18 protein-coding genes are annotated in these 20,191 nt (G+C 38.5%); 6 read left to right on the top strand and 12 right to left on the bottom strand.

Going from position 1 to position 20,191, the window contains the following annotated elements; translation table 11 throughout:
* Positions 1 to 15: 15 nt before the first annotated feature.
* Positions 16 to 1,239, bottom strand: a complete 1,224-nt coding sequence (gene tyrS / locus BQ4443_RS01365; protein ID WP_023953351.1) for a tyrosine--tRNA ligase — start codon at positions 1,237 to 1,239, stop codon at positions 16 to 18.
* A gap of 156 nt (positions 1,240 to 1,395) precedes the next feature.
* Between tyrS and BQ4443_RS01360 the strand changes: the two genes are divergently transcribed.
* Entirely contained in the window at positions 1,396 to 2,508 is a 1,113-nt protein-coding gene (locus BQ4443_RS01360; protein ID WP_071057882.1) for an anhydro-N-acetylmuramic acid kinase, read from the top strand.
* Between the two features lie 173 nt (positions 2,509 to 2,681).
* Here the strand turns inward: BQ4443_RS01360 and erpA are convergent, their stop codons facing one another.
* The 7 genes from erpA to pmbA all read right to left on the bottom strand — a co-directional run bounded on the left by erpA (position 2,682) and on the right by pmbA (position 9,740).
* Positions 2,682 to 3,044, bottom strand: coding sequence for an iron-sulfur cluster insertion protein ErpA (gene erpA / locus BQ4443_RS01355; RefSeq protein ID WP_023953354.1), 363 nt, complete (start codon positions 3,042 to 3,044; stop codon positions 2,682 to 2,684).
* A 128-nt stretch (positions 3,045 to 3,172) separates the two neighbouring features.
* Positions 3,173 to 4,219, bottom strand: coding sequence for an N-acetyl-gamma-glutamyl-phosphate reductase (argC, locus tag BQ4443_RS01350; protein WP_071057812.1), 1,047 nt, complete (start codon positions 4,217 to 4,219; stop codon positions 3,173 to 3,175).
* Between the two features lie 291 nt (positions 4,220 to 4,510).
* Positions 4,511 to 4,903, bottom strand: coding sequence for a 30S ribosomal protein S9 (gene rpsI, locus BQ4443_RS01345; RefSeq protein WP_023953358.1), 393 nt, complete (start codon positions 4,901 to 4,903; stop codon positions 4,511 to 4,513).
* A 9-nt stretch (positions 4,904 to 4,912) separates the two neighbouring features.
* Positions 4,913 to 5,341 carry a 50S ribosomal protein L13 gene (rplM, locus tag BQ4443_RS01340; protein WP_023953361.1) on the bottom strand — a complete coding sequence of 143 codons (429 nt, stop codon included), beginning with the start codon at positions 5,339 to 5,341 and terminating at the stop codon, positions 4,913 to 4,915.
* Between the two features lie 313 nt (positions 5,342 to 5,654).
* The gene (locus tag BQ4443_RS01335) at positions 5,655 to 6,689 is read right to left on the bottom strand and encodes an IS481 family transposase (protein ID WP_071057811.1); all 1,035 of its coding nucleotides are present in this window, start codon (positions 6,687 to 6,689) and stop codon (positions 5,655 to 5,657) included.
* A 516-nt stretch (positions 6,690 to 7,205) separates the two neighbouring features.
* Positions 7,206 to 8,309, bottom strand: a complete 1,104-nt coding sequence (locus BQ4443_RS01330; RefSeq protein ID WP_071057810.1) for a TRAP transporter substrate-binding protein — start codon at positions 8,307 to 8,309, stop codon at positions 7,206 to 7,208.
* A gap of 102 nt (positions 8,310 to 8,411) precedes the next feature.
* Positions 8,412 to 9,740 carry a metalloprotease PmbA gene (gene pmbA / locus BQ4443_RS01325; RefSeq protein WP_071057809.1) on the bottom strand — a complete coding sequence of 443 codons (1,329 nt, stop codon included), beginning with the start codon at positions 9,738 to 9,740 and terminating at the stop codon, positions 8,412 to 8,414.
* Between the two features lie 94 nt (positions 9,741 to 9,834).
* Between pmbA and yjgA the strand changes: the two genes are divergently transcribed.
* Both yjgA and BQ4443_RS01315 read left to right on the top strand, forming a co-directional pair.
* A complete protein-coding gene (gene yjgA / locus BQ4443_RS01320) occupies positions 9,835 to 10,374 on the top strand; it encodes a ribosome biogenesis factor YjgA (RefSeq protein WP_071057808.1) in 540 nt (179 codons plus the stop codon).
* A gap of 8 nt (positions 10,375 to 10,382) precedes the next feature.
* Entirely contained in the window at positions 10,383 to 11,054 is a 672-nt protein-coding gene (locus BQ4443_RS01315; protein ID WP_071057807.1) for an alpha/beta hydrolase, read from the top strand.
* Positions 11,055 to 11,127: 73 nt separating this feature from the next.
* Here BQ4443_RS01315 and BQ4443_RS01310 read toward each other — a convergent pair whose 3' ends face one another.
* A complete protein-coding gene (locus BQ4443_RS01310; RefSeq protein WP_023953371.1) occupies positions 11,128 to 13,581 on the bottom strand; it encodes a bifunctional acetate--CoA ligase family protein/GNAT family N-acetyltransferase in 2,454 nt (817 codons plus the stop codon).
* Positions 13,582 to 13,688: 107 nt separating this feature from the next.
* Here BQ4443_RS01310 and gltX point away from each other — a divergent pair, with 107 nt between their 5' ends.
* The 3 genes from gltX to BQ4443_RS01295 all read left to right on the top strand — a co-directional run bounded on the left by gltX (position 13,689) and on the right by BQ4443_RS01295 (position 17,136).
* A complete protein-coding gene (gene gltX / locus BQ4443_RS01305) occupies positions 13,689 to 15,077 on the top strand; it encodes a glutamate--tRNA ligase (RefSeq protein ID WP_023953373.1) in 1,389 nt (462 codons plus the stop codon).
* 627 nt (positions 15,078 to 15,704) lie between these two features.
* Complete coding sequence (locus BQ4443_RS01300) at positions 15,705 to 16,253, top strand: hypothetical protein (protein WP_071057806.1); 549 nt, start codon at positions 15,705 to 15,707, stop codon at positions 16,251 to 16,253.
* A 325-nt stretch (positions 16,254 to 16,578) separates the two neighbouring features.
* The gene (locus BQ4443_RS01295) at positions 16,579 to 17,136 is read left to right on the top strand and encodes a YggT family protein (RefSeq protein WP_071057805.1); all 558 of its coding nucleotides are present in this window, start codon (positions 16,579 to 16,581) and stop codon (positions 17,134 to 17,136) included.
* Positions 17,137 to 17,138: 2 nt separating this feature from the next.
* On the opposite strand, the gene BQ4443_RS01290 is transcribed toward BQ4443_RS01295, so the two are convergent.
* Genes BQ4443_RS01290 through prmA form a run of 3 tightly spaced genes read right to left on the bottom strand, consistent with a single transcriptional unit; the run spans position 17,139 to position 20,133 of the window.
* On the bottom strand, positions 17,139 to 18,077 hold the full coding sequence (locus BQ4443_RS01290; protein ID WP_071057804.1) for a carbohydrate kinase family protein: 939 nt from the start codon (positions 18,075 to 18,077) through the stop codon (positions 17,139 to 17,141).
* Between the two features lie 15 nt (positions 18,078 to 18,092).
* Complete coding sequence (locus BQ4443_RS12375) at positions 18,093 to 19,223, bottom strand: zinc-ribbon and DUF3426 domain-containing protein (RefSeq protein ID WP_071057803.1); 1,131 nt, start codon at positions 19,221 to 19,223, stop codon at positions 18,093 to 18,095.
* A 1-nt stretch (position 19,224) separates the two neighbouring features.
* On the bottom strand, positions 19,225 to 20,133 hold the full coding sequence (prmA, locus tag BQ4443_RS01280; RefSeq protein ID WP_031274473.1) for a 50S ribosomal protein L11 methyltransferase: 909 nt from the start codon (positions 20,131 to 20,133) through the stop codon (positions 19,225 to 19,227).
* Positions 20,134 to 20,191: the final 58 nt, after the last annotated feature.

Genomic DNA, 20,191 nt, shown 5'->3' with positions numbered 1-20,191 from the left:
AGTTTAAAACAACTATTATGCAGTGATTGTAATTCTTGCAAATTTACGCTTACCTACTTGTACAACGTAAGTACCCACTTCTAATTGAATGCTTTTATCTTCAATTTTTTGTCCATCAACTTTGACACCACCTTGTTGAATATTGCGTGTCGCTTCTGATCCTGAACTAGCAAGTCCTGACTCACGCAATACCGCAACAATCCCTAAAGGCGAGCCGGGTAAAGTTATCTCTGGCATATCCTCTGGAATTTGTCCATCACGGAAACGTGCCTCAAAATCTGCTAACGCTTTTTCAGCCGCAGCAGCATTATGAAAACGAGTAATCAATTCTTGAGCCAATGCCACTTTTACATTACGTGGATTTAAACCTTCTTCTGTTTGCTTTTTAAGTGTCGCAATTTCATCTAACGTTTTAGATGAAAGCAATTCATAGTAATTCCACATCAATGTATCAGAAATTGACATCACCTTACCAAACATACTTTCAGGTGCTTCAGTAATACCAATATAATTATTCTTGGATTTAGACATTTTTTCAACACCGTCTAAACCAACCAATAAAGGCATTGTCAACACTGATTGCTGTGGTTGCCCGTATTCTTTTTGTAACTCACGCCCTACCAATAAATTAAATTTTTGGTCAGTCCCACCTAATTCTAAATCAGCCTTTAGTGCCACTGAATCGTACCCTTGCAATAGTGGGTAAAGGAATTCATGCACAGAAATAGGGATTCCGCCCTTAAAACGCTTGGTAAAATCATCGCGTTCCATAATGCGAGCAACCGTGTATTGAGAGGCTAATTTAATCAGACCTCTGGCCCCTAGCTCATCACACCAACTTGAGTTATAACGAATTTCTGTCTTAGAGGGATCTAAAATCTTGGCGGCTTGCTCATAATACGTTTGTGCATTAACCTCAATTTGTTCACGTGAAAGTGGCGGACGCGTAGAATTGCGACCACTAGGATCACCAATAGCAGCTGTAAAATCACCAATCAAGAAAATCACTTGATGCCCCATGTCTTGCAACTGACGCATTTTAGTAAGTACCACAGTATGCCCTAGATGAATATCTGGCGCTGTCGGATCCATACCTAATTTGATACGAAGTGGCACACCAGTATCCCGACTTTTTTGTAATTTTTGAGCAAACTCTGTCTCAACTAATAACTCATCAACACCACGTAACACGGTACGCATATCTTCTTGAACTTCAGTACTGATCTTAATTTCAGACATTACTCTCTACTCTTCTTTTCATTTGAATAGGCTTACTCCATGTTACCTACTCTCTTAATTTCATTGCGATTGAGTTTTAAAACATCGGCTTTAGTCTTACAATATAGAACTTATTGCTTAAGGCTTATTATACCTATGTTTGAGGGAAGTTTTACTATGAATTCATCATCTGACCTACAGTATTTTATTGGATTAATGTCTGGCACAAGTACAGATGGCGTTGACGGTGCTTTAGTGGCTTTTTCAACACAAACACAACCACATATTGTGGCTTTTAAAAGTATTGCCATGCCAGAGTCTTTACGTGAAACTTTTTTAAGCCTAAATAAGTCCGGAAACAATGAACTGGAAAAGGCAGCCATAGCCGCTAACCAATTAGCACAATTATACTCACACTGTGTTTATGACTTGCTAAAATCAAGCGATATTACCGCTACTCAAGTCACAGCTATAGGTGCTCATGGTCAAACGGTTAGACATAGACCAGATTTAAATTTTACCATTCAATTAAATGCGCCAGCTCTATTAGCCGAGCTTACCAATATTGATGTTATTGCTGACTTTAGGAGTCGCGATGTGGCTGCTGGTGGTCAAGGAGCACCTTTTGCCCCTCTACTGCATGAAGCTCTATTTAGAGATGCACAAAAAAAACGGGTAATTCTAAACTTAGGGGGGATTGCCAACATTACGGTACTAACACCCAACCAACCTCTACTTGGCTTTGATACAGGGCCTGCCAATGCGTTGATGGATTACTGGGTTCACCTTTATCGTGGCGAGAACTATGACGAAAATGGTGCATGGGGTGCGACAGGCAACGTCCTTCCCGGATTATTAGAAGATTTTCTAGATGATCCCTATTTTAATCTGCCAGCACCAAAATCAACAGGTAGAGACTTATTTAACCCAGACTGGTTAACCCAACACTTGCAAGCATTCGCCTCTTTACGTCCAGAAGATGTAATGGCCACACTTAGAGCCCTAACTACTCATAGCATTGCTAGTGCTATCAAACGCTATCAAAGTGATATTGATGAGTTGATTGTTTGTGGCGGAGGAAGTAAAAATACTGCCCTGATTGAAGAACTGAAAACACTTCTTCAATGCGATGTAAATCCTATTGATAACTATGGTTATGATAGTCAAGCGATTGAAGCACTAGCTTTTGCTTGGCTAGCAAAAGCATTTGTGCATAAAGAAGCACTTAATTTTCCTGCTTTAACCGGCTCTGAGCATAGGACAATAGCTGGTGCTTACTACCCACGATAAGTAATATTAAAAGTAATATTGAAAAGATAAACGGCTATAACTTAGTCTGGGCTCTTATGATCTCCCTCTTTTTAATACCAGTTCAAAACACAGACATAAAAAAACCAAGTATCCAAAAGATACTTGGTTTTTCATCATAAACAGCTACTTACTGTATATCTGTTTATTAGGATTTAAACACTAAATGATGAACCACAACCACATGTTGTCGATGCATTTGGATTACGAATCACAAATTGAGACCCTTCAATATCCTCTTTGTAATCAATCTCAGCGCCGACAAGATACTGAAAGCTCATTGGATCCACTAATAGCTGAACACCATCTTTATCTATAGTTGTATCATCTTCATTAACTGTTTCGTCAAACGTAAATCCATATTGGAAACCAGAACAACCACCACCTTGGACAAACACACGTAATTTTAAATCTGGATTGCCTTCATCAATTAATAAGTCTTTTACTTTAGCTGCAGCAGCATCGGTAAATACCAACAATGGTGGCATTTGTAAATCTACTGACTCTATAACACTCATTTTTAACTCCTGACGATAAATCGCCAACTAATTATATTAATTTAATATTTATAGTTTACCATACAAGTCAAGTATTCGACCTCTATAGCCTCTTACCTTTATGGCTTTTTACCATGATAAATCTATCCCTATGGTAATACCGCCACATGGTTTAGCCCAGTATTTTCTACTAAACCAAAAAGCACATTCATATTTTGCACCGCTTGCCCAGCAGCACCTTTCACTAAATTATCTTGCACCACAACGATAACCAGCGTATCACCATTACCAGGTCTATGCAATGCAATTCTTAGCTGATTTGACGCCCTTACACTACGTGTCTCTGGCAAACTTCCCGCCGGCATCACATCAATAAATTGCTCATTTGCGTAACGTTCTTCATACAATTTTTGGAAGTCCGTAGCTAATGCATCTGGTTTAATTTTGACATAAATCGTTGATAACATGCCTCGAATCATTGGCACCAAATGAGGAACAAATAATAAGCCTACCTCAGCACCCGCTAATTTACTTAATTGCTCTGAAATCTCAGGGTGATGTCTATGCCCTGAAACACCATATGCTTTAAAATTATCAGATGCTTCTGAGAATAAAGTACCCACTTCTGCTTTACGTCCAGCACCCGAGACACCTGACTTACAATCCGCAACAATATGATCTATCTCTACCAAACGTTTCTCTAGCACAGGAGCCAAACCAAGAATTACCGTAGTGGGGTAGCAACCCGGATTACCAATCACTTTACTTTGAGCAATTTTCTCACGATTAATTTCAACTAAACCATAAGTACTCTGTTTTAGGATATCTGGGCAACCATGTGGCATCTTATACCATTTTTCAAATACAGCTGTATCTTGCAAGCGAAAGTCTGCTGCCAAATCAATTACCTTAACACCTGCATCTAGTAACTCTTGAGCCTGTGCCATAGCAACACCATGTGGGGTTGCAAAAAATACCACGTCACATTCTGTTAACGCAGCATTTTCTGGAGTAGAAAAGGCCAAATCTACTTTTCCCCTAAGATTAGGAAACATTTCAGCCACCTTCATGCCTTCTTCTTTGCGTGACGTAATCGCATGAAGCTGCACGTTTGGATGCAACGCTAGCAAGCGCAAAAGCTCCACGCCTGTATATCCTGTTCCACCCACAATACCGACTTTTATTTTTTGGCTCATAAAAACAAACTCCATGCAAAAATATATTTTTATTTTACGTTAATTTCTCTACTATACTCGCAAAAATAGTGTCTATCTATTGGTTTTCAATATAGCTGTTTCATTCTTTTTTAAACTTACGTCAGATCTAACGTCTGAAATAATCAAATTTAACAAAACCATCACTCTTATAAGCATAGCTTATCGCGCTCCCAAAACACGTTTTCACACTAGTTCACAGCTCCACAACGATGAAAAACAAAAAGCCCACAATGAAAACACTGTGGGCTTTTGATAATATCGCCAAAAAGATTAGCGTTTGCTGAACTGTTTGCGACGACGTGCTTTGCGTAAACCAACTTTTTTACGTTCAACTTCACGAGCATCACGAGTAACATAACCTGCTTTAGATAAAGCTGATTTTAATTCTGCATCGTAATCAATTAATGCACGAGTGATACCGTGACGAACAGCACCTGCTTGGCCACTCTCACCACCACCATGAACATTAATTTGGATATCAAATGATTCTTGCATATCCACTAAAACTAATGGTTGACGTACAATCATACGACCAGTTTGACGAGCAAAGTACTCATCTACTGTTTTACCATTTACAACGATGTTACCTGAACCTTTTTTCAAGAACACACGAGCCACTGAAGTTTTGCGGCGACCTGTTCCATAATTCCAATTACCGATCATGATTTATCCTTAAATATCCAGCTGTTTAGGTTGCTGTGCTGAGTGAGGATGCTCGCTACCTGCATAGACCTTAAGTTTTTTGATCATTGCGTAGCCCAAAGGACCTTTCGGTAACATGCCTTTAACAGCTTTCTCGATTGCACGACCTGGGAAACGCTCTTGTAACTTACGGAAGTTAGTTTCGTAAATACCACCAGGATAACCTGTATGACGGAAGTATTTCTTATCTTCGAACTTGCTACCAGTTACAACGATATCTTGAGCATTGATAATTACAATGTAATCGCCTGTATCAACGTGAGGAGTGAACTCAGGTTTATGTTTACCACGCAAACGGCGTGCAACTTCGCTGGCTACACGACCAAGGACTTTGCCTTTTGCATCGATAACATACCATTCACGTTTGACTTCATGCGGTTTTGCCACGAATGTCTTCATGATTTTAGTATCCTAAATAAATTTAAAAATGCCCTACAGCCCCAAAGTGCTCTCTAGAACTACTTTAAAACTGCCATGCCGTGCCGTTATTGTGTTGAAAATAATCTTTCAACTCGACAGTACATCAGGGTTAGCCAGTAAATATAACACGTATTTTTCAATTTTTCTATATAAAACAAATAAATAGATGAATTGATAGCAAAAAAAAGACAATTTCTGGAGAAATCTTATACTTTCTCTTAGGCTTATTTGTAGAAGTTCAGACTTCATCTGACAGTTCCCCGTTTGACAAGCGGTGTCTGTCAGATTAGATTTAGCTCAGCTTTTTGCTGTTCCAAATCTGTTTACCATCAATCAATGTTTCTATGGGTGTTCGCCCACAGCACATCTTTCCTTGATGAGTTCGTTCATTATTATAGAAATCAAGCCATTCGTCTAGGTCTTTTTGCAAACTATCTAAATCAGCATAGAGTTTTTTGCGGAACGTTACTTGATAAAACTCCTGCAAAATGGTCTTATGGAAGCGCTCGCAAATACCATTGGTTTGAGGTGATCGAGCCTTAGTCTTTGTATGCTCAATTTCATTAATAACTAGATAAAGCTCATAATCATGATGCTCTACCTTACCGCAGAACTCTGTTCCTCTATCTGTCAGAATGCGTAATACAGGTAAATCATGCTCTGCATAAAAAGGTAATACACGATCATTAAGTAAGTCTGCAGAAGTAATAGGGGTTTTAGAGGTGTATAGCTTACAATGCGCTACTTTACTGTAAGTATCGACATATGTTTGCTGATAAATACGTCCTACCCCTTTTAAATGCCCCACATAAAAGGTATCTTGTGAACCCAAATAGCCAGGATGCGCGGTTTCAATCTCACCCATGGCTTGCTCTTCATCTTTCTTGCGTTCAAGAGCTTGTATTTGTTGCTCATTCAGAATAATTCCTTCTTGCTGTACTTTCGCCTCTAAGGCGTTTAGACGTTTGGTAAAGTTCTCCAAGTTGTGCCGCAACCAAACGGAACGAACACCACTAGGTGATACAAATATTCCCTGTTTACGCAACTCATTGCTAATTCTTAGTTGACCATAGGCAGGATAATGAATCGCCATCTCTATCACCGCTAACTCAGTGGCTTCGTCCACTCTATTTTTAAGGTTAGGCACCCGTCTATTACGATCAATGAGTGCCTCTATACCGCCTTCTTCAACCAATTCTTTATAGCGATAAAATGTATCCCTCGATACGCCCATAATTTTGCATGCTTGCGACACATTTTTTAATTGCTCTGCTAAATTAAGCAGTCCTGCTTTATGTTTAATCACATTATTGGTAGTATGTAACATGAGAGTTTCCTTTTGTTTGTTTAAAAGATTCGCACCTCTTATTCAAACGGGAAACTCTCTTTTTTGCAACTCATTTGTCAGATTTGGTCTGAACTTCTACAGCTTATTAGTACTTTCTAATCTTCCCCAAAACAATTATCTCCACCACTGTAACCAAATAAAAATCGGAATCACACCACTTAGTATGACTCCGACTTATTTTTTAAAATACGTATTATCTACGTTAGGGTACGGATAATCCTTTCTTACTATTTTGACGTGCAGGTTTTCCAATTTAGCAGCCAAGAAAACTCTCTTAACTTTCATTTTGAAAAACCTGCACGCCGAAAGTACGACCTTATCAACAACCTAACGTATTGCCTACATTAGATCATTGTCAATCCTTTCTTACTATTTTGACATGCAGGTTTTCCAATTTAGCAGCCAAGAAAACTCTCTTAACTTTCATTTTGAAAAACCTGCACGCCGAAAGTACGACCTTATCAACAACCTAACGTATTCTCTACGTAAATCTAATTATGATTTACGGTGTTTAGAAATCATTGCAGATAAGAAACGTGTATATGAACCCTCTACAACGTTAAACCATGGTGCTACATCATCACGGAAGCCCATGTAGTCGTCATAGATTTTCTTGAACATCGGATCTTTATCGCAGTACTCTTTGTACATTTCTAATGCTGCCTCATAAGCCGCTTCCATAATATCGCGAGGGAATTCTCTTAACTCTGCACCAGAAGCGATAAGACGACGTAATGCACCTGGGTTTTGTGCATCATAAACAGCTGTCATATCCATCGTAGCAGCTCGTGACGCAGTTTCGATAACTGTTTTGTAGTTTTCTGGTAAGGCATTAAATGCATCTTTATTCGTAAATAAAGAAACCTGTGGACCAGCTTCCCAGAAACCTGGGTAGTAGTAGTATTTAGCTACCTTAGCAAACCCTAATTTCTCATCATCGTATGGACCCACGAACTCAACAGCGTCCAATGTACCTTTTTCTAGAGATGGATAAATATCACCACCAGCTAATTGTTGAGGAACAACACCTAGGCGAGCAAGTAAAGCACCATTCATCCCTGATGTACGCATTTTCAAACCTTTGAAATCATCTTTGGTTTTTAACTCTTTACGGTACCAACCACCCATTTGTGCCGCTGTGTTACCTAGCATGAAGTTAACGATATTTACTCCGTCAAATAGCTCACGAAGCAGCTTCATACCATTACCTTCGATCATCCATGCACTCATTTGACGTGCAGTCAAACCAAAAGGCACCGCTGTATCAAAACAGAACGCTGGATTTTTACCAAAATAGTAGTAACCACAGCTATGACCAGCTTGAACAGTATTATTAGAAACAGCATCCATTACTTGAAGAGCAGGAACGATTTCACCTGGTGGGAAAGAGTCAATTTGGAATTTACCGCCTGTCATCTCTTTCACATATTTCACAAATTTTTCACCAGTACCATATAACGCAGGTAAGCTACGAGGGAAGCTTGACACCATGCGCCATTTAATTTCTGGGTTTTCTTGAGCAATTGCTGGCGCACCAATTACAGCACTACCCGCAATGGCACCCATACCCGCTTTTTTCAAAAACGAACGACGTTCCATTGATTTCTCCTTAAAACTTTAATTTTCAATTTTTATGTCTTGCACTAAGAGCTGTCTTGTTGCAAAATGATTTTTAATGCGACAAAAAGCAATTATCATCCTTTATATACCAGCTACTGACATTTGTTCAATTAGTATTGACCCCGATGTTTTTGAGCCACGAGTATAAGTATCACTACCAATCGCCACAATTTGTCTAAACATATCCTTAAGATTGCTGGCAATGGTGATTTCCTGAACAGGATATTGAATTATTCCGTTTTCCACCCAATAACCAAATGCTCCTCGAGAATAATCACCAGTAACGTAATTTACGCCCTGTCCCATTAAGTCGGTGACTAATAAGCCAGTACCCATTTTTCTCAACATTTGCTCAAAAGAATCCTGTTTTTTAGTCAGTGAAGAAGTAATACTCAGATTATGTGATCCACCCGCATTCCCTGTTGTACGCATGCCAAGTTTACGAGCGGTATAGGTTGAAAGCAAATACCCTCTTAATATACCGTTTTCTAATAACTGCCGTTTTTGTGTACGAACACCCTCTTCATCAAACGCTGAACTCCCCATAGCTCCCTTGATAAACGGGTCATCGATAATATTTAGATGCTCTGCCATCACTTGTGTGTCTAAGCTGTCACACAAAAAACTCGATTTTCGATATAAAGCACCACCACTAATTGCTTGGGTAAATGCACCTAATAAACCAATCGCCAAAGGTGCCTCAAATAAAACAGGATATTTGCCGGTTGGTAACCGGCTAGCACCTAGCCTCGCTAAAGCACGTTGCGCAGCATATTCACCTACAGCTTTCGGCTTAGCTAAACGTTCTGGGTAGCGATCTGAGGTATACCAATAATCACGTTGCATTTTTTGACCTTTGCCAGCAATCACAACCACAGACATACCATGATTCGAATAAGGGTAGCCTGCCATAAAGCCATGCGAATTCGCTAAGACAAATCTACCCGAACTGGTATTAATCGATCCTCCATCAGAATTAGTGATATCTGAAGAATAAGATAGTGCGGCATCCTCTACTTCGATCGCTAAATCAATCGCCTCTTGGGAAGAAATATCCCAAGGTTTATAAAGTTTCAGATCGGGAAACTTTGTGGCTAAATCTTCTTTGTCAGGTAAACCAGCAAATTCGTCCTCTGCGGTATATTGTGCAATATCCCAAGCCGCTTTTACTGTCGTTTTAATAGCATCCTTATCTAAGGACGATGTCGATGCTGAAGCTCGTGCTTTCCCTTTATAAACGGTAATGCCCAAAGAACAATCATTGGTTTTTTCTACTGTTTCAACTTTACCTTTGCGGGCAGTCACTGATAGACCACTAGATTCAGAGACTTCAGCCACCGATTGACTAGCCCCTAATTTTTTTGCTTCATCTAATGCAAATTGTACTAAGGCTTCAAAATTTTTTTTCATGCTTTCTAACGATATTAGTTAAACTTACCTGACATTGATACTGTCTCAAGGGTATGATAACGGATATTTATTAATTAAAGTATATTTATTGCATATGAATGAAATGGATTATACCGAAGAGGACGATTTTTATGACGGTCCCAGTAAATCACAAGTTAAACGTGAACTATTAGCGATTACTGATTTAGGCAAAAAAGTCATTGAATTACCCTTTGACAAAGTCAAACAGCTACCTCTTGATGAAAAACTCCTTGATGCTATTCGCATTTGTCAAAAAATCAAAGACAGAGGTGAAGGTAAACGACGTCAAGTGCACTATGTTGGCAAATTGATGCGCAATGCTGACATTGATGCTATTAAACATCAATTAGATGTTTGGGAAAATGGATCCAAAGAAGTAACTGCTCAGATGCATCAGCTCGAAACATTGCGAGATAGACTTATCGAAAGTGATGATGAGCTCACTATGTTATTATCTGAATACCCTGAAATAGATATTCAACCATTGCGTAACTTAATTCGTGCGGCTCGGAAAGAAAAAACACATAATGCCAATTTAAACGAGAATCAGGAACCTCAGAAAAAAAATTATCGTGCTTTATTTCAATTTCTAAAACCCTTTATTATTAAATAGGTATCGTGATGAGCAAACTTTTAGAAACCGTTGAAGTTCAAACAAAAGATGACGTGCAATATAGCATCATCTGGCTACATGGTTTAGGTGCTGACGCTAATGATTTTTTACCAATTGTACCCGAATTAAAACTCCCAGCTAATATTGGTGTTCGTTTTGTTTTTCCTAATGCCCCTATTCGCCCCATCACTATCAACAATGGTATGGCAATGCGTGGCTGGTATGATATTTTAGACTTAACTAGTTTGGATCAACGTGCTGATGAGCAAGGTTTGCGTGAATCACAACAACAGATTGAAGCATTGATTAAACAAGAAAATAATAGAGGCATTCCGACTAACCATATTATTCTGGCTGGTTTTTCTCAAGGCTGCGCAATGACATTACAAACTGGACTACGTTACCCTGAAAAACTTGCTGGGCTTATTTGCTTGTCTGGTTATTTACCTTTGCACACAACAATTGAAGCAGAGCTTTCAGAGGCTAATCGACAAACACCTATCTTTATGGCTCACGGATCTTTTGACCCTGTTGTTCCTCTACAAGCCGCTAGTCTAAGTCATGATGTACTAACAAACCTTAATTACAGCATCACCAGGAAGAACTATCCTATGGGTCACCAAGTTTGTGCGCCAGAAATTAATGATTTATCACTCTTTTTACAACATATTTTGCGTTAAATAGCCACAAAAAAACTTGCCACAATAGACTAAGTAATCTGATTACTTAGTCTATTTAAATACTTTTCGATTGCTATTTGAACGACATCCATACTCGACGCATAGCAGGATCCTCAGGGTCAGGATCATTCGTTAGACCAAGTCCTGTCATCAAACCCAACATCGGTTTATTATTTGTTAGAACAACTCCTTCAATATACTCTAGACCTTGATTTTTAGCCTCTTCTAATAAAGTCGACATCAATTTTCGACCCAAGCCTCTACCTTGCCAATCATCACCGATCACTAAGGCATATTCTGCCCCTACACCATCACTATTACGTAAATAGTGTGCTAGACCAATAATAATCTCTTTTGGCAAGCCACGATTTTCTGGATTAGGCACCATTGTCGTCGCAACCAAAGCAAGCTCTCGGTGATAGTCTACATACGTGTAACGCGTTAGCATTTTAGGCGTTAACTCTTTCATCATTGAAACAAAACGCATATATCGCGACTCAGCAGACAATGACCGTATAAACTCTTGCATTTGTTCTGCATCCTCTGGGCGTATAGGACGCAACGTCCATTCACGACCATCTTTAAACGTATGGTGCTCTATCAAATATCCTGGATAAGGATAAATCGCCATATGCTCATAACCACTTTGAAAAGGCTTATCAGGCATTGTCTGGCTCGTTAATTGAATACGAATATCATGTACATTTAAATGACGATAACCAATGACTATCGGATTTATCTCTAGTTCTTCAATACCCGGAAAGTCTTTTACCAAATCAGACACAACCTCTAATAATTTTTGTAGTTTAGTAAAAATAGGTGGTTCAATATAAATTTGCAACTCTTGTCTATATAGACGACTACGTTCAATCAGTTGTGCGGCTAAATAGGAATTAAGTGGCGGCAAATCTAGCCCTTGATCATCTACAGGAATTTTTACCTCATGGCCACCCTCTCCAAAATAAATCCAAGGTCCAAATATTGGATCACGTTTTACGAGAATTCTAAGGGCAGGAATATCATCATCGACCGAATATTGTTCATCTTCTTTATCCACCCCCCAATGAATATCAGCATGATAGAACTTCAATAACTGATAACATTCTTCTTTACTAAGCTCTCTACGCTGTTGCATTCTTAGTCCATTGATCAGATCAATACCCGCTTGAGTCTGTGCTGCCTCAATATCAAAGAGTGGAATACGAATTTGTTGCAGTAACTGCTGGTTATAGTGATATGAAATTAAGGCACTCATACCTGAAATTGCTGTTTCAGGTGTTCTAAATGAAGGCGATCCAGATTGATCAATAATCCTACGTAACGGCTTCATCAAATATTCACCAATAAGTGTATTCAGAATTGGTTTCGAAGAACGCGGGGCAAAACTGACTAAACTATTCACGACCTCTGGCATATCACTCGCATCATCAGGCGCTAAAATTGGCATAATCGCATCCACATTTGGATCGCTTTGTAGTACCTTCAAACATTCCACTAATTTTTCCCCAGTGATGGGTTCATAAGCAATAATGGGATTATTCACCAAACAACCCGCTCCCAATATTTGGGTTAATTGCGTCATTGTTTCCTGAGAAAAAACAGCACGTTTCATGATTTGACTACTAGATAACATTTCATCTAGCATAAGTTGTGCTTGAGCCCTACCATTAGCAATTACCGCAATATTTCCACCTTTTGGCCGACGCTTATGGGTCAATGCTTTGAGTGATGAGAATAAGTCAACAAAATATGGAACACGCACAGCGCCCGAGCGACGTAAAGCAGCATCAAATACTTGATCGCTCCCTTTTAAGTCACTATCAGTACGACCAGCTCTTAATACAACAACGGGCTTAACACTGGAAGCTGTTCGAATAGAACTAATTAATTCTCTACCTTGTGATAACTTATCCAAGTACACGACTATGCTATCCGTGCGTGGGTCACCTGCAAAATATTCAATCACTTCAGGTAACGTAATACCATTAGCCTCACCCAATGAAACAACAGCAGATAAGCCAATATTGGTATCCAGCGCCCAGTCTAAAATAGACATCACTAGCATTCTAGACTGAGAAACAACAGCAATTTTTCCTGACTTTGCTGCTGATGAACGACTTAAGTTTAAATTTAAATGAGGTCGTTGAATCCCAAAACTTCGTGAGCCGAGTAGCATCACATTATGTTTTTTGGACCACTCATAAATTAACTGTTTACTCTCCTTTGGCTCCATATCAATAGTATTTGGAGCAAGCATTAGCATGGCTTTAGGAGGGGATTGTTCTAAATAAGCTAACACCTCATTCAATTTAGAGGGATTTACACAAACAACAGCTAATTCCTTTTGCTCTGACAAAGGATACTGTTCAAAAATAGTTGGGATACTCTCTTGCTCCCCATATAACTGAACTAACGTCGTTGCATTACCTAATGAAGCAGGCAATGCTGATAATATCGGCAAATCAGTATCCGTAATAATGACCAATGATTTGGGCTCAAAAAATGAAGCAAGGCGATGTCTTAACATTGTCGTTCTCTCGGTCAAGATAAGTTAAAATAGAGAAATTATTATTTAGCTATATTGTAAACTTATAGCTTGTTATCATTTATATTTATTTACCGTATTTTAATTTTATGTCTATTGTTCGTACGCGTTTTGCTCCATCACCTACTGGCTATTTACATCTAGGTGGTGCTCGCACTGCATTATTTTCGTGGGCTTATGCTCGTCATCATCAAGGTGTGTTTGTTCTTCGTATCGAAGATACCGATTTAGAACGTTCAACACCCGAAGCTGTTCAAGCCATTATTGATGGCATGCAATGGTTAGGTTTAGATCATGATGAAGGACCTTTTTACCAAACAAAACGTTTTGATCGCTATAAAGAAGTTATCGCTCAAATGCTCAATGAAGGCACGGCATATTACTGCTATAGCACGCCTGAAGAGGTTGAGCAAATGCGTGAGCTAGCAAAATCAAAAGGGTTAAAACCCAAATATGACGGTACTTGGCGTCCAGAACCAGGCAAAACACTTCCTCCGATTCCAGAGGGAAGAAAACCTGTTGTTCGTTTTAAAAATCCAACTGAGGGATCTGTATCTTGGGATGATATGCTTAAAGGCACTATTACCATTGATAACCAAGAATTAGATGATTTAATTATTGCTCGCCAAGATGGCTCACCTACTTATAATTTCTGCGTTGTTGTAGATGATTGGGATATGCAAATTACGCATGTCATTAGGGGGGATGACCATGTGAATAATACACCCAGACAAATCAATATTCTCAAAGCCCTAAATGCGCCTTTACCTATTTATGGTCACTTACCTATGATTCTCGGTCCTGATGGTCAAAAATTATCTAAACGTCATGGGGCAGTAAGTGTCATGCAATATGATGCTGACGGTTACTTACCTGATGCAATGATTAATTATCTTGCTCGCCTCGGTTGGAGTCATGGTGACGATGAAATTTTTACACGTGAGCAATTAGTGGAATGGTTTGATACCAATCACTTATCAAAATCTGCGGCACAATGGGATCCCAAAAAACTTAACTGGGTCAATGCTCATTACATTAAACAACTTAGTGATGAAGAATTAGTTGCCTCCGTAACCCCTCGCATTGTTGCTCGTGGTGGTGATGTTCTCAATACAAACTTACCTTCTGTACTTGCTTTATTCAAAGATAGAGCAGAAACACTAGAGCAATTAGCTGATGAAGCCATGCTATTTTGTGCACCGTTTAAAGAAGCAAGCCCTGAACTACTCACACAGTTTGTGACTGATGATGCTAAACGTATTGTGGCTGACTTTGCTGCACAAGCAGAAAATATTCAGGACTGGACAAGTGAGACTATTTCAGCACTTATCAAAGAGACTCTTGCTAAACATAATGTCAAAATGCCTGCGTTAGGTATTCCCTTACGCTTATTAGTAACAGGTCAAAAACAGACACCAGCTGTTGATCAAGTGCTTGCTATTTTGGGCAAACAGACAGTATTAAATAGACTTAAATAAAGCCTAGTTAAAAATAAAGTCTTTTTCTGTGATAGACGAAACCATTCGCTTTGAGTTTGAAGTATCTATACTTTAACGATAATTTGAATGGTTTTACTTTTTCTAGATTGGTATAAAACAAAGAAAATGTTGGTTTTATACCATACTAAATCTTAAATTAAGATTTAAATATAGACTATTTTTATTTATTTTAAAAATTAATTTAAATTTAAAATTTTTTAATCTTATTGAAGAAAAATTATTTTATAGAATAAGAATTCAGCCAAATTGCAAATAAACGTTAAAATCAATATCTGCCACTATTAATACACTCCCACTACAATAGACAGTATTCTATTATTATTTTCATTAGTTTTTCCAAGCGTTTTTTTATTTATTCTGATTCAAGAATATTATTTTTTAATCAAAAATTCCATATTAGTTCTTTAAAAAAATTATTTTAAATTTAAATTAATTTAAAAAAGTCTACAAAAATATTCTCGAAAATCACCTATTTATTTAGCTAAGCTATTGAACATTAATAAAAATTTTCGTGATTTTCAATCAATAATATTGTAATCTTTAAGTATTAATTCTTTTGAATTTATCTATACTAGGACCCTAACTAAATTATCTCAGGAGTGTAATATGGCACAAGCTAAAAAAGCAGCGGCTAAAAAGGTAGCCAAAACAACGTCTACTGAAACTAAAGATACTAATGTAAAAACAGAGGCAGTAGCAACTGCTGCTCCTGCCAAAAAAGTAGCAACTAAAAAAGTGGCAGCCAGCAAAACAGTAACAACAGCTAAAGCTCCCGCTAAAACTGAAACTACTACCAAGGCTCCAGCTAAAAAAGCAGCCACTAAAACCGTAGCTAAAACCACTGCTACCAAAGCTCCAGCTAAAAAAGCAGCGACCAAAACCGTAGCTAAAACCACTGCTACCAAAGCTCCAGCTAAAAAAGCAGCCACCAAAACCGTAGCTAAAACCACTGCTACAAAAGCACCAGCTAAAAAAGTAGCCACTAAAGCTGCCGCTAAAACTGAAACGGCTGCCAAGGCTCCAGCTAAAAAAGCAGCCACTAAAACCGTAGCTAAAACCACTGCTACCAAAGCACCTGCCAAAAAAGCAGCCACTAAAGCTGCCGCTAAAACTGAAACTGTTGCTAAGGCACCAGCTAAAAAAAAAAGTAAGTAGTCCTGCAGAAGAGGTAACTAGTACAGTAGAATCTACCAAAACAACTACACCTGCTCCAGTAAAAGCAAGTGCACACAAGAAAGAGGTTACTCCAAATGTTTGGCCTTTCCCTGTAGGTTCTAACCGTCCTTAAACAGAGTCACTCCTGTTTAACGACTAATTCATATGCCTGGACACTAAAAAATGTCTAGGCATTTTTATTATTTATTTGGATACTAACTCTCAATTTTTCTAACTGCCATACATCCATCACATGCATAGATAAAAAGATACTAATCATTTAAAATATAAGCGTACTTTTATTTCTGAGAGATGCACCACCACTATGACTGATGCCTTGATGTTGTTATTAAATATTTTTACTTCTTTATTTTGTACAGTGCTAATTGTAAGGGCATGGGTTTTCTGGCGTAGGATTCCTCCTTTTAACCCTTACTGCGCTTTTATTTATAAACTCTCAGACTTTATTGTTGTACCAGTTAGAAAAATTATTCCATCTAGTAAAAACATTGATATTCCTAGTCTGCTCATTGCATTTATAGTCTGCTTGATTGAAGTATTTATCAGTTATAAATTGACTATTTTCAAAGAAGAAATACCCGGTATATCTATTAGCTTACCTGTTTTTATCATTGCAGGACTTCAACTATTCATTAATCAAATCCTGTCTGTCGTATTATGGCTAAGTATTTTCTATGCCATTATGAGTTGGGTTAGTCCTATGGCACCATTTATTAGTTTTTTACGTGCACTCATAGAACCACTTCTGATACCTATTCGTAAAATAATACCCAATGCATTAAAAACTGGGCCTTTCGACTTTAGTTTGATGTTTTTAATGATTGGGATACTCGTTTTACAAACGCTAGTCAATAGCTACTAGGTTTAATTATCTAACGCTATACCATATGCTTCCTGCAATTTTGCAGTAATTTCTGTACGGGTATATGAGTAATTCTGGGGGCCTTGCTCTTGAATTTTAAGTGTACCCATCAAACTACCTAAACAAGCACTATCGTACCAAGACCATCCACTAATTAAACCGTACAAAACTCCACCACGATGTGCATCTCCACACCCTGTAGGATCACATACTTTTTCTGCTTTACATGGTGGAATTTTAGTTTCTTCACCTTGAATATAGAGACTTGCCCCTTCAGCACCACGAGTTACGATTATCGCTTCTAGATGATGTGACAGCTCACTAATTGATTTGTCTAACCGCTGTTCTACCACAGAGGCTTCATAATCATTTAGCGTCATCGCTTGAGCCAAGCCAACCATCTCTTCAATATCTTTTTTATCAAATAAAGGCATAGCTTGCCCTAGATCAAAAATGAATGGTATGCCTTGTTCATGCAAACGTCGAGCATGTGCAAACATTCCTTCTTTTGAGTCTGGTCCCACAATTGCCCAAGTTGCATCATTTTTTTCGATAATATTAACAGCCGATTGTGACATTGCACCAGGGTGAAACGCCGCGATTTGGTTGCCATCAAGGTCAGTTGTAATATGACATTGTGCCGTAAACATTTCCGGCAACACTTTAATCAATTTGGTATCAATACCCAAATGATCAAAATGTTGGATATAGTCATAGCCGTCTTTCCCCACTGTTGCCACAGGAATCGCATGGGCACCTAGCATATTTAAGCTATAAGCAATATTACCTGCACACCCACCAAAATCTTTACGCATAGTGGGTACAAAAAACGATACACTTAACGATTTAATATTCTCAGCAAGAATATGTTCTTTGAAATGTCCTTCAAATAAAGTAATCGTATCAAAAGCAATTGATCCACATACTAAAACAGATGCCATTATTTATTCCTATTATTATGGGTAAAATACATTTACTTCATAGCTACTTAGCGAATCTTGGATAGTTAACTTAAACGGTAAGTTAATCGGTACTTGCGCTTTGGGGGCGAGTGGTTGTAATACTTGTTCGCTAGTCAAATACTCTTTGGGTTCGATATTTTTACTAATCATGACAGCCCCTTGTTGATTTTTTAATTTTAAAATCAACACTGGCCACTCTTGTGGAAGGTCGGTCTTATTAACAATTGTTGCCTGTAAGCGTAATACTTGTTCGCCAGCTTTTGCTGTCGTATTTTTTTCAGGGTTTAGATGATGATTAATGATCGCAATATTATCAACCGATTTCTTAACGCCCACTTCACACTTAAAGACACCACATAACTGCATAATAAATGGTCGCGTAGCGGGGAATGTATTACTAATTTGATTTCTGAATACATAAAAAATCTGGCCAACGGCTAATAATAATGCCAATAAGACAATCACAAACCATAACATGCCACTTCCTGAAGAACGTGGTCTCTCATATTCATAATCATCATCACCATACACACGATCATCACGATCGTATTGATCCTCTGCATAATCAGAACGAATAACGTGATCTTCTCTGCGACGTTGATTATCACCAATATAATAATCGCCAGTATTACTATCCGCATAGTCATTGCTTAACCGTAAACTAGGCTCTCCTCTGTAATGTTGAGAGGAAACCGACTCATTTCTAATGGTATGAGCCGATTCATTTGAATTACTCTGTGTACTTTGCACGGGTTGATTCAAATGAATATGCACACTTGGTTGTTGGGGAGAAGCTGGCGTATAACTCTGCACTGGTGGCGTATAGACTGGATCAGGTGTTATTGCTGGTTTAACATCAATGACTGCTTCTGCCTGTCTTTCACGAGTTGTTGCGTGATACGCTGGTGTTTCTCGTTTAATAGGATTGACTTTTGACGCCTGTACAGTAGGTACTGAATGCTCTTGCTCTGATAAGACAGGGTAATCATCTTCTTCCTCATAAAGATGCTCAAGCGCATTAAACACTTGTCGGCAAACACCACAGCGAACCATACCATTTCTCTGTTCTAATTGTTGTTCGGTTAGTGTTAAAACCGTTTCACAATGGGGGCAACATGTTTTCATCTTATTTCACACCGTGTAGACAAACCCAACCTTCTTCCGACTGCCATACGCTCATTTGCATGAACGGCGCATAAGCATTAGCAACCTCTTCTGCTTGACGTTCAAGTACACCAGAGAGAACGAGATGCCCTCCCTTTTTAACTCTGCCTGCTAACATAGGGGCCAGCACCTTTAAGGGGTTAGATAAAATATTAGCAACAACAATATCAAACTGGCCATCAGCTAAGCCATCAGGTAACATGAACTCAATATCAACCTGATTGACTTTAGCATTATAATCGCCTGTTGTCACAGCCTGTTCATCAATATCAACGCCTTTTACCTCAGCCGCTCCTAATTTTTTAGCAATAATTGCTAATATGCCTGAACCATGCCCATAGTCTAATACTTGCAGACCTTGGATGTCATGACTGGCTAACCACTGTGCACATAAATGCGTGGTTGGATGGCTACCTGTGCCAAATGCTAAGCCTGGATCTAACTCGATGAGGATATTCTGACTATCAGCATTTGCTTGTAAAATCTCTGGATTTTCCTTATGCCAACTTGGCACAATCCAAATATGTTCAGCAATTTGGATAGGGTCAAATTGCGATTGTGTCAGGCGAACCCAGTCCTCATCAGCAACCTCTCGAATAGTCACAAATTCAGAGTAATCTTTATTAGTTAATTGTTTTAAATTAGAAATAATCTCCTCAACAGATAACTCATCTGGTAATAAGGCAATAATATTATTTCTTGTCCATGCTTGTACTTCAGGCTCAGTACCAGGCTCACCAAATAAAGGCTTTTCTTGGTCAGTATTTAAATCAGCATCCTCAACAGAGACAGACAAAACGCCACATTCCAATAATAAATCAGATAATTCCTCTGCTTCGCTTTCTAAACTTAACAGAACTAATTCGCGCATAATCATTCCAATAGTTTCTTTTTTAAAGGACGACAACCCCACCATAGGCGGGGTTGTA

Source organism: Pelistega sp. MC2 (assembly GCF_900099475.1).
Classification (GTDB): Bacteria; Pseudomonadota; Gammaproteobacteria; order Burkholderiales; family Burkholderiaceae_B; genus Taylorella; species Taylorella indica.
This window is presented reverse-complemented; position numbering and strand designations above follow the sequence as displayed.

What these genes read in the sequence shown, in the direction of transcription:
- BQ4443_RS01330 (WP_071057810.1), bottom strand. Translation starts at nt 8,309, where the DNA reads ATGGAACGTCGTTCGTTTTTGAAAAAAGCGGGTATGGGTGCCATTGCG.
- pmbA (WP_071057809.1), bottom strand. Translation starts at nt 9,740, where the DNA reads ATGAAAAAAAATTTTGAAGCCTTAGTACAATTTGCATTAGATGAAGCA.
- BQ4443_RS01300 (WP_071057806.1), top strand. Translation starts at nt 15,705, where the DNA reads ATGGCACAAGCTAAAAAAGCAGCGGCTAAAAAGGTAGCCAAAACAACG.
- erpA (WP_023953354.1), bottom strand. Translation starts at nt 3,044, where the DNA reads ATGAGTGTTATAGAGTCAGTAGATTTACAAATGCCACCATTGTTGGTA.
- argC (WP_071057812.1), bottom strand. Translation starts at nt 4,219, where the DNA reads ATGAGCCAAAAAATAAAAGTCGGTATTGTGGGTGGAACAGGATATACA.
- BQ4443_RS01310 (WP_023953371.1), bottom strand. Translation starts at nt 13,581, where the DNA reads ATGTTAAGACATCGCCTTGCTTCATTTTTTGAGCCCAAATCATTGGTC.
- tyrS (WP_023953351.1), bottom strand. Translation starts at nt 1,239, where the DNA reads ATGTCTGAAATTAAGATCAGTACTGAAGTTCAAGAAGATATGCGTACC.
- prmA (WP_031274473.1), bottom strand. Translation starts at nt 20,133, where the DNA reads ATGCGCGAATTAGTTCTGTTAAGTTTAGAAAGCGAAGCAGAGGAATTA.
- BQ4443_RS01290 (WP_071057804.1), bottom strand. Translation starts at nt 18,077, where the DNA reads ATGGCATCTGTTTTAGTATGTGGATCAATTGCTTTTGATACGATTACT.
- rpsI (WP_023953358.1), bottom strand. Translation starts at nt 4,903, where the DNA reads ATGATCGGTAATTGGAATTATGGAACAGGTCGCCGCAAAACTTCAGTG.
- BQ4443_RS01360 (WP_071057882.1), top strand. Translation starts at nt 1,396, where the DNA reads ATGAATTCATCATCTGACCTACAGTATTTTATTGGATTAATGTCTGGC.
- BQ4443_RS12375 (WP_071057803.1), bottom strand. Translation starts at nt 19,223, where the DNA reads ATGAAAACATGTTGCCCCCATTGTGAAACGGTTTTAACACTAACCGAA.
- BQ4443_RS01335 (WP_071057811.1), bottom strand. Translation starts at nt 6,689, where the DNA reads ATGTTACATACTACCAATAATGTGATTAAACATAAAGCAGGACTGCTT.
- rplM (WP_023953361.1), bottom strand. Translation starts at nt 5,341, where the DNA reads ATGAAGACATTCGTGGCAAAACCGCATGAAGTCAAACGTGAATGGTAT.
- gltX (WP_023953373.1), top strand. Translation starts at nt 13,689, where the DNA reads ATGTCTATTGTTCGTACGCGTTTTGCTCCATCACCTACTGGCTATTTA.
- yjgA (WP_071057808.1), top strand. Translation starts at nt 9,835, where the DNA reads ATGAATGAAATGGATTATACCGAAGAGGACGATTTTTATGACGGTCCC.
- BQ4443_RS01315 (WP_071057807.1), top strand. Translation starts at nt 10,383, where the DNA reads ATGAGCAAACTTTTAGAAACCGTTGAAGTTCAAACAAAAGATGACGTG.
- BQ4443_RS01295 (WP_071057805.1), top strand. Translation starts at nt 16,579, where the DNA reads ATGACTGATGCCTTGATGTTGTTATTAAATATTTTTACTTCTTTATTT.